General features: G+C 33.6%; 5 protein-coding genes. All 5 read left to right on the forward strand.

The genetic code is table 11. From position 1 onward, the window contains the following. Positions 1 to 394: 394 nt before the first annotated feature. Complete coding sequence (locus QGN23_RS01495) at positions 395 to 1,366, forward strand: polymorphic toxin type 23 domain-containing protein (RefSeq protein WP_282905269.1); 972 nt, start codon at positions 395 to 397, stop codon at positions 1,364 to 1,366. Then, entirely contained in the window at positions 1,360 to 1,905 is a 546-nt protein-coding gene (locus QGN23_RS01500; protein WP_282905270.1) for a hypothetical protein, read from the forward strand. Before QGN23_RS01495 ends, QGN23_RS01500 begins: the two co-directional genes overlap by 7 nt. Positions 1,906 to 2,165: 260 nt before the next feature. Next, positions 2,166 to 2,756, forward strand: a complete 591-nt coding sequence (locus tag QGN23_RS01505) for a hypothetical protein (protein ID WP_282905271.1) — start codon at positions 2,166 to 2,168, stop codon at positions 2,754 to 2,756. 173 nt (positions 2,757 to 2,929) lie between these two features. Continuing rightward, on the forward strand, positions 2,930 to 9,445 hold the full coding sequence (locus QGN23_RS01510) for a dsDNA nuclease domain-containing protein (protein ID WP_282905272.1): 6,516 nt from the start codon (positions 2,930 to 2,932) through the stop codon (positions 9,443 to 9,445). Positions 9,446 to 9,763: 318 nt separating this feature from the next. Next, positions 9,764 to 12,682 (forward strand): DUF3696 domain-containing protein, encoded by a 2,919-nt coding sequence (locus tag QGN23_RS01515; RefSeq protein WP_282905273.1) that lies wholly within the window; start codon positions 9,764 to 9,766, stop codon positions 12,680 to 12,682. Positions 12,683 to 13,264 lie beyond the last annotated feature (582 nt).

A 13,264-nucleotide genomic window follows, 5' to 3' on the forward strand; every position in this document is an offset into this window, starting at 1 on the left:
TTTACAAAAAGAGAAGAAGTTCATACAAGTTTTTACACAAAGACATTTTAGCCGTTACCAGCGAAGGCGGATACGCAGTAGAACGACGACATTACGATGCATGGGGAAATTTCACGAACTTAATTGTTGCTGGATCGGTCGTTAATCCAGATACTTATTCAGATCAACTTTTATTAATCGTGGCTACACATCTCACGAGCATCTTGCCGGTGTTGGTTTAATCCATATGAATGGTAGATTGTATGACCCTCTATAACGAAGATTCTTAAATGCAGATGAAAACATACAGGATCCTACTAATACCCAGAGTTGTAATAAATATGGATACGTATGGAATAATCCATTACTATATAGTGATTCTAACGGAGAGTGGTTTGGTATTGACGATTTAATTGTGGCAGCGGTAAGTTTTGTGGTAGGATATGTCACTCATGGTATCATGACTGGACAATGGGGATGGAGTGCTGTAAAGGCAGGATTTCAGTTTGCAATAATGGGTTGGCTTAGTTATAACACTGCAGGATTGGCTGGAACTGGAAATCAGGCAATGTGGAATTTTATAGGAAATTCTGCCATCAATTCTGCTATTTCTTGTATTATTCCGCCAATGAATTTATCCATTGGAGATTTTGATTTTAGCATATCCCCAAGTATTGCAATTGGTAAGGGTTGGGGATTTGGTGCAAATGTAAGTGCGACATTTCATGCAGGTGATTTCGCTATATCGGGAGGGTTTGGCTTAATGCATTACGGAGGACATGCAGGAAGTGGAAAAGCAGGTTGGGAATATAGAAAATCTGTCCAATTTAATTATAGCAGTAAAGCTTTCAGTATCAGTATAGGTACTAATAAATGGACTGGTTTACATGAACAACAAACTGGAATTCTCGGTTTGGGTAGTGGTGATTTTTCTCTTACTTACGAAAATGATGGAAGTCCTTTCGATAAAGTAGGAGGGTATTTGGGAGATGGTAATGACCGATATAGAACTGCTGCAATGACGATAAACGTAGGCGATTTTCATGCTGGATTTAATTTATTTACAGGAGAACGAACAAAGGATAGTTATGCTGAATTCGGAGGATCTGATGCTCAAAGAATGAAAGAAGGGGCTTGTTATAGCAACGGAGCTTGTTTACCTCATAGTTATGTAGAGGAAAAAGGACTAAGATATAGATTGGGTGCTGCATACATAGGTTGGGGAAATTACAGACTAGGTGTTGATTCTGATAGACATGTAAGACATCCTATACAAAATATTATGGCACATAGCTGGGTGTCTCCTCAGCCTGGCTTTGAAGTGCTATCAACAAATATAAAGCCTTATTTTCAATATCAAACCCGAAATATATTTACATCATGGTGAAAATTATTTTTTCAATATTAAGTTTAGGACTTCTTAATGCTTGTGTAGGAAGCAATTTTGTTTTATCTGATGGTTTTACAAAAGTTCCTATTTCCTCATATAGATTTTCAAATAAATATAAATTTAGTTCTGATACTTTAAAAGATATAGATATTAATTATTTCTATGAATTAGAATATAGTTACGATTCTGACCCTAATTTTTATAAAAAAGGTGAAAAAATAGCTGCTACATGGGGAAAAACACTCCAGTTTTATCCTAATGGACAAGTTAGAGAATTTGCTAAAAAATTTTCAAACAAGAACCGGAACATTACAGGGAATAGAGGAATTCTTTATCAGGATAAATATTTGTTTATTGATATGTATGGTGCTATCTCTGATGGTGCTATGAGAATAATTACATATAAAATAAAAATAGAAAATGATAAAATTTTTCTTTTAGAAAAAACATTTTTAGGAGGAGATAATCTATGTCGTGTTTTTGCTAAAAAAAACAAAATTCCAGAAGATTGGAAACAATATGAAGCTAATTGGTAATATAAAATGTTAGATTCGTTATATTTTAGCTCACGGTAAATTATCTCCACAACCTGGATTCTTAGTGCTATCAAGTAATATAAGTCCTTATTTCCAATTTCAAACCCGTAACAAATTCACATCATGGTAAGAAGAACATTATTTATACTGGGATTATCTTTATTGAATTCTTGTGGTGGACAAATCACGAGTATGAAGGTTTAATAAGAGATATCCCGAAAGCTTTTCTTAAACATAAACCACAATACAAATATTCCAATATGAATTTGGTTAACAGGTTGCTTTTAAATTGTCAGCGAGAGGATGGAACTTTTAAGAATTACAGAAAAGCTATTAATCTGGCTCAGATCGCAGATGATCCATGTAAGAAAATTTTATATGTTGCATTCACAGATTTTCTGAACAAGGAGTTTGATGACGAATTTTATAAATTATTGCTGCATGTAGGAGAGATTAAATTTAATGAAGGAGATTACTTTGAGAAGTATGTTTTGTATATCAATAATTGGAAGAACAACAGAACTTTTAAATTAGGGAACTTCGAATCAATCAATTTGTCTTTTCTAAATTTTATTCTTCTCATCTCCAAACTTAAAATTGACGTTGAGTGGGAGTATTTTGATAAGTTAACAGGCTTAAATACTTTTGAAAAGTGGCTCTTGAATCCTAAGAAATTTGATTATCAACTTTTTGATTGCAATTGGCTGATATCGGTTGCTGAATATCCGAATTTTTCACATAGGTTGGCAAGTATTCCTGATATTGCCATTGCTGTGGATGAAATGCTACAAAAAGATTTTAGTCCATCTTTAGCAGAAATTAAGTGCCTGTTTCTCAGTGGCAAGAATTAAACTGCTATGAAAAATCTCAAATGATTTTACTCAATTACATCAGCGATATTTTTTAAGGACGCTGTATTTTATTTTTATTTTCTTTCGAAAATCTGTTTATTATTTCTTAAATTATCCCTATGTTAGGAGATGTATAACAGCCATAAAAACTAACTCGTTAAAAAATTAAACATATGGAAGGATCGGCTTCACAGGCAGGGTTTTATTACCAAAATAATGTCGCAGCACTGCAAATTATCGATTGTCTTTTTTATCAGAGTGACATAAGAGAAGTGATGCTCGAGAATTATAAAAAAGGGAATCACATTGATGATATTATCGTTTTCAAAAATGGTCACACAGATTATTTTCAGGTAAAGTGGTCGGAAGATGAAGAAAAATCTTATACGCTAAGCAGTATGTTAAAATCTGAGACCGGAAAAGATACCAAAAAATCATTATTTAAGCAACTTGCAGAGGGGTATGTAACTGCGAAACGACACAGTGGAACTTTTTCAATCAATTTATATACAACAAAAAAAGTAGGGAGACAGAAGAGGCCAAGTGAAGGATTAAGCCATAGCCTGTCAGAGGTGATAGGCATTTTCTTTGAACCCCTGAAGTCTTTTGAAAAAAGGTATGACGAAATGGTCAATTTTGATGAATACCAACCTACAATCGAAAAAATACGGGCTGAATGCGCGCTGGATGAGAATTCATTTGACGAATTTATCAAATCTCTGGAATTTAGGTTCGAACAAGCTCCAATAGAGGAGGTGCAGCATGCATTGAAGTTTAAAATGGAAACTTTGGGTATTGAGAAGATATTGATGGAAAAGCTGTTGAATGCTGTGGTCAAATGGAGTATTTCAGGTCATGCCATTACCAAACAAATAGTTCTGAGGGAACTGGGAATTTTGGAAAGGTTCGAAGATAAACTTTCGCATTATTTTAAGGTGATAGCAGATGAGCATTATGTAGCGAACGAGACTTTTTTCAGTCAATTGGAAAAGGCCTTATCGGAGCTACCAGGCGGCTATATTTTTATCGAGGGACTTCCAGGAATTGGTAAATCAACATCGCTGACAAAATTCAAGATGAGTCACAAGGATGTTACCTTGGCTTACTACTGTTTTATCCCGGATTTAAAAAATAATTTTGGTGAACTTCGTCATCAGTCTGAATATTTTTTGAAATCACTCTGTATTGCTATAGAAAAAAGTTTCCCCCATGTCGAATTGCCTAATCTGTATTCGGAACGCTATCAGGAAAAACTTTCCCAGTATATTGATAAACTTAGTACCTTGGGGGAGAAAATAATATTTATTATCGACGGTCTGGACCACGTACATAGGGATACTGCGGTCGGGGAGGATTCATTGCTGAATTCCATTAAGGGACATCTTCCTGAAAATATCTTTTTTATTCTGAGCTCACAGTACAGCGCCGTGCTTTCACCTTCTGTTTTGGCGCAGATTGATTCTGAGCCGCAAAGATATATTAAGGTAATTCCATTTAACCAAAGCGAAATAAAAGAGTATCTCCATAACAAGGGAGTCGACTCAGCTGAAATTTTAAATTCGGTCGAACAGATCTCCGGGGGTATACCGCTATACCTTCATTATATTTCTGAGCATTTAGTAAAAAGCCGTAAAGAAGACTTTGGGGAGATTTTATCTGATTTCCCCCAGTTAGCCGGCGGTACAATTGATCTGTACCATGAGTATCTGTTTCAGGGAATAAAAAATGATAGTTTGGCGAAGTGGGTTTTAGCTGTTCTGGCTTATCGTAAGGAAAACACCGAACTTATAGAAGTCAAAAATATACTGAGTCTTGCAGGTGAGGAAAGGAATCTTACGGACATAGAAAATGTGATCAATCGATTTTCACATTTGCTGAAGCAGATGGATGGCAGATCCTATGCTATATTTCATAATAGTTTCAGGGAATTTATTATTTCAAAAACACCAAACTTAAAGGAAACCTTTAATACAGCACTAAGCCAGTATTATAAGCAAAATCCTTTCACAGATGATGCTTATCGGAACTATTTCAAGCACCTGTTTGAATTACGGAAATTTGGCGAAATTATTTCAATGACCACATTGGAATGGGCAAAGGAAGCATGGCGGAATTATCGGTCCATTGAGGAAATTAATATCAATATTGATCTGGCTGTGAGGGCAAGTATCGAGATCACATCACTACCTGAATTTATAAGGCTCGCTTTTTTAAAGGATCAGTTTGGACAAATTGGAGAAAAAATGGACAATTCAGAAATAGATTTGCCCATCTTGCTTTTGCGCGCCGGTGAATTGGCCAATAGTCTGAGATATATATGGGATGGAGATTTTGTTCTCACCAGTAAAGAAGGTTTATGTTTTTATCTCAAAGAATATTTTGCGACAACGGGCAATCTTCTACCTGCGAATGTGATCACCCAGGGATTTTCAAAACCGCTGACTACTAATACCTATCAAAACATTGTTGAGGTTTACAAGGCTGAGGCATTATTTTTAGAAGATATATTGCCTGTATTTTCAAAGATAGATCAGATGCGTTGGTCCCCTACTAACGAAGATCACACCGACCATATGGTTGAGGAACATACGCCTGATGAAAATGAAGAATATAACAACTCTATCAAGTTACAGGTCATCGAATATCTCGGTGACTGTAAACAATATCGGAAATTGTTGATGCTTGAAAGAGAGTTAGGAGACGAACTACTCAAGCAAAAAGTTCGGATTACACTGATAAAATTGTTGTTACTCAGTAAAGAAAAGGCTACAGCAATAAGTAAATTAAAGGAAATAAATTTTGGTCTGGTAGAGGATGAGGGTTTCATAGAACTGGTAGAATTTTGTACGGATTATCTTACTGATGAGGAAATTAGAAGCTACTTTCCATCAAGAGTCATCCCAAAACCTGTTCTGCCAAATGAAATTATTGACAAAGATTCTTTGAACTCAGCCTTAAGTGAGGAAGTAAGCGGTCTTTTTAAAATTCTGAAAGTTCTGTGGATTTTTCAGGAGGAGACTATCGATACGCTAATTCGTGAATTAAACTATGTTTCGGATTCTGCAGAGCAGATCTATGAATCAATTTTTCTATTGTCCCGCTTATGGCATGAGGAGAGAAACGGTCAACTTGAAGAAGATGAAATCCAGGATAACTTTGAAGAATGCATTGAAAATCTCTATGGGGATGAAATAAATCTGTCCGAAACGAGGTCAAGAGGTCTTTTCGATATGGATTCAGAAAGTCCTGCAATTGCCAGAAACATAAAAGTACTGTTTGCTGATGTTTTTGCGGTAGCATTTGGCATTTTATCAGATGAACAGATGAAATTGCTGGTGAATTACTGGATGGAGAATGATGATATTAATAATGCCTTCACGCATTATACGGTTGGGTTAACAATTGCGGAAAAGCTCCATAAAAGCAGATATAGCAGTGAAAGAGAACTGATCTTTGCACTAATCCAGCATGCTGAAAATAGGGCTTTGTCAGAAAACGAGGCCACCACATTGACAGGCTACCTTGGCGAGATAGCTGGCGTATATGGAATCTGCGGATTTAAGGAAGATTTTAAACGGATATATAATCAGATGTTGAATGTCTCCTTCGGGCTTGGATCTCGGAAAGACTATCAGACGTCCAATATAATTGGGCCGTTGGAGATGATCCATCAGATAGATCCCGACAATACATTAAAAAGGCTTTCGGAAGTATTCCATATTCAGGATAAATTAAAAAATGCGGGAAATGGCAGAATGCATCATATCGTTCTTAGCAATCTCATCAGATTTGTTGGCAAAAGGTTTCCTGATCTGGCTTTTAAGTTGATGGAATTTGAAGAAGAAAATATTGATAGGGAAGAAACATTGGATATCATACTGAAACCGATGATCCGGAATTGTACAGCTGATGATATCAGATTGTATCTGGCTATTGTGAAAACGATGGCCAGATGGAGCAATGGTTCCAGTAGTGAGGGGCATTTTAGAAACGTTAGCTTGTTGCTGCTTGAACGTGCAATTTTCTATGATGATAGGGAAATGATTCAGCAGATCGTAGACCTGATGAAATTCAATGCCCTGACAGAACTTGACAAGCCGGAGATCATTAAGGAAATCATAAAAATATTTGATGAAAATAGTATTCCGACAAAGGAATATGCCTTGGATCTGCCTGTTGAAGAAGCTGATCTCAATGTAGTGGCAAGAGATAAAGATACTATTCCCAAGAACAAAAAGAAATTTGTTTACGCTGATGTAAAATTGCCTCCTGAAAAAGTACATCAGCTCTTTAAAGAGGATTATCCAGGATTTATAGCTTATATTGAAAGAGCTCTTGAAAACCTCCGCAAAAATCAGTGTAACCAAATATTACGGAGGCTATATAATTCATACAAGAAGACTTTTGTAAAATTATTAAAAGGGATTACGTCTCCCGAAAACTTAGATAATGGTAGAGCTACAAAACTGACGAAGGAGTATGTTTCGTTTAAAGAAAAGATTGTAAATCTGATCATTTCTGAACCCAACAATATCAGGGAAATTAAAAGCTTTTTTAATGAATTGGTGATCAATATTGCGGATATTTTACAAAGTACCGAGTTTCAAGACCATGTAGAAAAAAACTTAAATGTAAATAAATGGCTTGATAACCTACTTTCTGAACTCCATCTCCAAAGGAACCATGATCTGCAGTATATTTTACCGGATTCCGAAGTTATCATTTTGGTGGACGAATGTCCACTGGATCATCTTGATGATTTTGTTGAATTTATAGATAGACATACTAATGGTAAAACCCGAACGCTAAGCTTACTTAAGATCTGTAACCGTTTTTTATTTCTTGACCTTAAGAAAGCGAAAGAGATTCTGTCAATGCTTTCACGCTACGAATATGACAGTGTTTTATTTCCAAGGGAAACAGATCCCGATAAGCCTGCGTTCGATATCCTGACATCGATCCTTAGAGAAGACGTCGATTTTGGAAAAAGATTTCTACTTCATAGTTACTATATTCAGAAAAGTAAATATAATCGTGAATTGACACTGGCGATTGACAAGCTGTTAAAGTACAAAGAATATTTTGAAGGTAATTCGATAAAAGCATATTATGAAGCAAATTTACTCTATAATAAAGAGCTAAGTGAAGGAATCTCACCAAAAGAAGACAGGTATGAGTTTATCCTTGAACATGTCGAGACACCAAGTTTTAAAGAAATAACAGTTCAACATCTGATCTGGCTTTTTAACTATCCTGTTGTTAAAATTAGGGAATTGACACTGCGTTCTGCCTTTGATATGTTTTGGCATGATGCTGAGGCTCTTGACGTGTTTGTAAAATGTTGTATCGTAAACGGTAACGACAATGAAATAGAGCATGGTATTGTTGTACTTCAGGCAATTGCGCTGAAGCATACCGAGATCCTTGCCAAACATAAGGATGAATTATTCGCGTTGCTTGATAAGGAACATTTTAATATTGTCCAAACGGGGAAAGAATTATTAAATCTGATCAATACTTATTTACCTGGATTCCTTTCTGAAGAAGAAACGGCAGATGTAAATAGTCCTTTGGTTCAATTTCAGTCGGAAAACCTGGAAAGTGTTTTTTATAAAAAGAATAGTATGAGATCTTATATATTATCCAGGTTTCAAATTGAACTACTGAAAAAGATTGATGATCACTTTAAAAGTGCTGAATCAATATTTGGTTTGGTTTATGATGAAATTAAAACCAACGGAAGAAGCGAAAATCCCAGATTTGAGGATGCAGCTGTACAAAGGAAATATAATATCAACACAAATTTTGACAATATTGAAATTCAGTCCCATTATTATGATGAGGTGAAAAGCAGTATTAATCGTGTGTTTTATAGTAATATCAGTACAATTTTTTTTGATCAGCAATTTATCAGCGGGATCGGTAATGATTTTAGATTGTATGATCCGAGCACTTTATTATATCAGGTACAACGGAAAGCCGATGATGTTAACTGGTTCACTCCGGGGATTTCTGAAGAGGATTTTATAATGTTTAATGATTTTGAGTCTATAATTCAAAACTTTGTCCACAGATTAGCGGAATTTGTTCCATTGGTTGAAATAGGCAGCCAACGGCAGAATAAATACAAGGAGCTGAGCGGAACATGCTATTTTGATGCGAAAGCTTTTTTGAAATCCCGCGATTTTACTATTTCTGATCTGAATCCTTTACCATTTCAGCTTCGGCATAATATGTATGCATATGATATACCATTGGTTATGGCAGATTTACCGCCATATCCAGTCGAAGAGATCAAACCGATTGTTCAGGTTACATCAAATAATTTCCGTGGTGTGGTTGATGTAACTTACGCAAATCTTACTTCTGATGCTTTTTCAGCTATGGGATTGCAGGAAAAGAATTTACTGCAGATTATTTTGGGTGATGAAGAAAGTCCCTTGAAAGCTAGCGAATGGATCGGCTCATACGCAAGTGGTCCTGGATGGAGGAGATTTAAGCCAGGTTCCCATGGATTAACTTTAGAAATCAAGAAAAAGAATCTTTTGGAGTATCTTGAAAATAATAATTTGGTTCTATGTTATAAAATTGAAATGAGAAGATCTACAGATACTGACAGAACGGAAAATATAATGAATTGGCATAAGTTGAGTAGAGTTGTGGAGATAGATTTATTGATCAAGACTTGAATGTGGTGAACCAAAAAACTAAAACGTTATTTTGCTTTATAATACCGTTTTTTTCTAAAAACATTATTTTTTTTTCTGTAGAAATACCAATTAGTATGTTCAAGTATATTTTCAACACAACAAATAACTTACTGTCACAGGATGGAAAATGGTATTTTAATCAAATACTTATCAGAATAAAATTTTGATTCTTTTATACTGATGAGTGCAATGGAAAAAAAATATACAAAATAAACATATTACATGTATTCTTGATTAATTTAACTCATCATCTATAACACAATAAAGGTATAAACTTTTAAAAAATAATTTATAATAATGCCAAACTTAGAGGGATTAGGGCTACAGAATTTTAGGACTTTCCGAAAAAAAGAAAATCTTGAATTTGCACCCATAACATTAATAACGGGTACAAATAATGCAGGAAAAAGTTCTGTTTTCAAAGCAATACAATTCTTGGTTGATAATTTTAAAGATGGAATTGTTACAGAAACCTTAGATTTCAAGGCTATGAAACATGAACTTGGAAATCTTGAACGTATCTATAATCGAGTTACAATGGAGGATTTTAAAAAATCAGAGATTCCAGACAGCCAAAGTATGTATTCTAAACTTTCGGATTTTCATAAAAAAAATAACGACTATCCAAGTGAACTGCCGATTTTTAAAGAAGATGAAGATTTAGTTTTTGCTTTTCCGATAAAGCTGGGAAATAGTAGAGAAATATCTGCGAATTTGGAGATTAGGTATGAATTGAAACGATTTATACCTAAGAATGGAACTAAAGAAGATCTAATAATTTCCCACGACATTAAAGATATTGCCATTGTGAAGAATGAAGAATATCTACATTGGTCGAATATTATCGGGTTCAGAGAATATCACGATGAACCTGGTGATTGGGAGATGTCAACAAGCATTGATTTAAAAAAAATCATTCAACTTATCATAGATACACCTTTTGTAGAAATAAAGGAAGGAATTGAACCTAATAAAAAAACTGAAAACTATTTTACAATTGATTTATTTAGCAGGATTAAAGAATATAAGGGCGTCTTTTTTGACTTTCCTTTCCTTAAAAAGAAAAAAGATGGTTATGAAGATTTTACGGAAAAACTTGAAAAAGGAAAAAGTTTATTCTCTGATTATTCTGAAATAACAGAAGATGAAAAGTCAAAATTATCAGCAATAGAAGAAAAAATTACGACAGACCTTCTTCTAGGGCGTAATAATAGCCAATACAAAATTTTAGAATGTTTCAAAACAAATAATATTATTGGTTTTATGGGTGATGGGATGGAAAGAGATATAGTAAGTGCTGAGCTAAAAGAAAAGGAACCTGACGAAAAACAGGAAACCAGTGAAAAACAGAATTTGCGAAGTCTTTTTAAAAACCCCTTTCAAACAACACCAAATAGTCAACTTTTTACAAACCTATTGGGAGCAATAGAGAAAGATTTTTCAGATATTATACAGAAAAAAATTGATAGTTTAAATAAAGTTTATTTTTTACCAACTACAAGAGGTAGAAATAGAGAATGGTTTATTGATGAGCAAAATAGTGAAGATATTCAGATTGCAAGAGATTTCTCTGCTATATATTTAAAAAATCATCCACAAATCGAAAATTTTGTAAACTTCTGGATTGGTAATGGAGAGATTAATGATTTGGATGAAAGTGAAAATGAAAAACAGGAACAAAAAGGATTGAAAATAGGAAAGAAACTTTCTGTCTTTAGAGATGAAGCAATAGGTTTAACCAAGATTTTTTTAGTCAATTTTGATGGAACGAGAACTCCTTTAGTCGATTTAGGATATGGCATATCTCAGTTACTTCCAATTATTATGAAAATAGCGATCATCGCTTATAAACATCAATTACCCCATGAATATGATTTTGATAATCGAGATGATTCTCATAGACAAACAATCTATTTTAGCCCTTCAACATTATTAATCGAAGAACCTGAAGCCAATTTACACCCTTCTTTACAGTCAAAAATGGCTGAAGTATTTATAGATGCTGCTTCTAGGTTCAATATCCAGTTCTTAATAGAAACTCATAGCGAGTATCTAATTTATAAATTTCAAGAATATATAGGTCGAAAAATAGTTTCTCCAAACGATGTTAAGATGTATTACTTCAATCATCCTAATGATGTTAGACAAGGAGTGAAAGATGAGTACATTAGTCATGTACAGATAGATAAAGATGGTAGTATTGATTATAACAAGTATTTTGGAAAAGGATTTTTTGACGAACAGACTAATTTGAAATTAAGTTTATTGAATATTCAAAGAAATCTTTTTGTTGAAGAGTATGAAACAATAAAAGAGGAACTTAAAAAGTCTAATGATACGCTTAAAGACTATGATTCTAAAATTGAGGAACTTAATCAAGAATTGTCAACTACAACTTCGGGGAAAAGTGAATTAGAGGAACAGCTAAATTTAATTAAAAGAGAGAAGGAGGAAAAAGAGTTAGAATTCCAAGAACTCCTGGAAAGGCAAGCAGAAAAAATTGATGAATATACAGCCAAGACAGACTATTCAAGATATTTAACTGAAATTGAAAGGATTATAGATAAAACTAAGATTAACAATTCAAAAACATTAAAATATTTGTCGACAGGTAAATATTTACTAGAAACATTAGATGATGCTGCCGATTTTGCACCTGTTATTATACAATATGGTCGAGCAGTTGAATTTGAGATGATAAAATGGATGAATAATTTTAAAAATTCCGTTATTCCTTCAAATAAAACTCTTTGGAGCTTAGATGCCAATTATAAAAATAAATTAAATACTATTTTTATCAGTTTAGGGTACAGCATGCCAAATCCTCAAATAATTGGTTTTGAAATGGGAACAATTAATGAAAAGAAAATTTGTTTTTATCATTTAAGGACTTTCACCAACAATAGCTCTACAGATTATAAATTTGGAGAATTAACTCAAATCTTTGAATTATTATACTATATCAGGTCAGAAAACGATCCTGTTCATAATTACTGTTCGGTTCCCTTAGTGCTGGAATTTTCAAATTATCTGAAGAACATTTTCACAAATTATAATCAAGCGGAAAGACTATTTATAAAGTATAGAAACATATTAAATCTGAGAAACTGTGCCGGGCATACTTACAGTGACAATGTATGTTCCAGCGATATTATTGATAAGAATACAGCAGAGCGTTACGTTGCTAAAGTTGAAGCTATTTTTAGTTGTTTATAGTAAAATACTGTAGTACTACCAATGGAATATATCGCTTCTTATTCATGTTTTTTAAAAGTATAAATCAAGTAAATACATTAGTTATAAGAATTTTACAGTAAAAAGAGAAGTAGATAAGATAATCTCTCAGCAATGATGAGAGTTTTTGAATAACCTTTTAATCCTCTCGATAAAATATTGTTTGTTTTGGGATTTTTGTTTTGCCGGGAATAACATTTCGAAAATGATTTATAGATTGGATTATTGCATACGGCTTAAATTTACGATACAGTATTTTGTTTCTAGTGAGTATTAAAATCAAAAAAACTTAAAAAAATCTTTATTGATATTAAAAGTTATCAAATCTAAAGGATACTTAAAGATGATCATGTTAACATCTATCATTTTTCAACATTCTATTTTTTAGTTAAATAGCTGATTTATTGAAGTTTACGTTTGTGAAGGTATACAATATAAATCTTGAAAAATGTTGTATTTTTACAAAACGCAGTATGGAAGGTGCTTATAGGTGAAGAAAACCCGGTCAAAATCTAAAAAAAAAAATGTTGCAGCATGTTGGAACTGTACCACTTTTGTACACTT

The organism is Chryseobacterium gotjawalense, from assembly GCF_030012525.1.
In the GTDB taxonomy this organism is placed as follows: domain Bacteria; phylum Bacteroidota; class Bacteroidia; order Flavobacteriales; family Weeksellaceae; genus Kaistella; species Kaistella gotjawalense.

Coding starts and splice junctions, on each gene's coding strand:
- QGN23_RS01505 (WP_282905271.1), top strand. CDS start 2,166: ATGAATTTGGTTAACAGGTTGCTTTTAAATTGTCAGCGAGAGGATGGA.
- QGN23_RS01515 (WP_282905273.1), top strand. CDS start 9,764: ATGCCAAACTTAGAGGGATTAGGGCTACAGAATTTTAGGACTTTCCGA.
- QGN23_RS01500 (WP_282905270.1), top strand. CDS start 1,360: ATGGTGAAAATTATTTTTTCAATATTAAGTTTAGGACTTCTTAATGCT.
- QGN23_RS01510 (WP_282905272.1), top strand. CDS start 2,930: ATGGAAGGATCGGCTTCACAGGCAGGGTTTTATTACCAAAATAATGTC.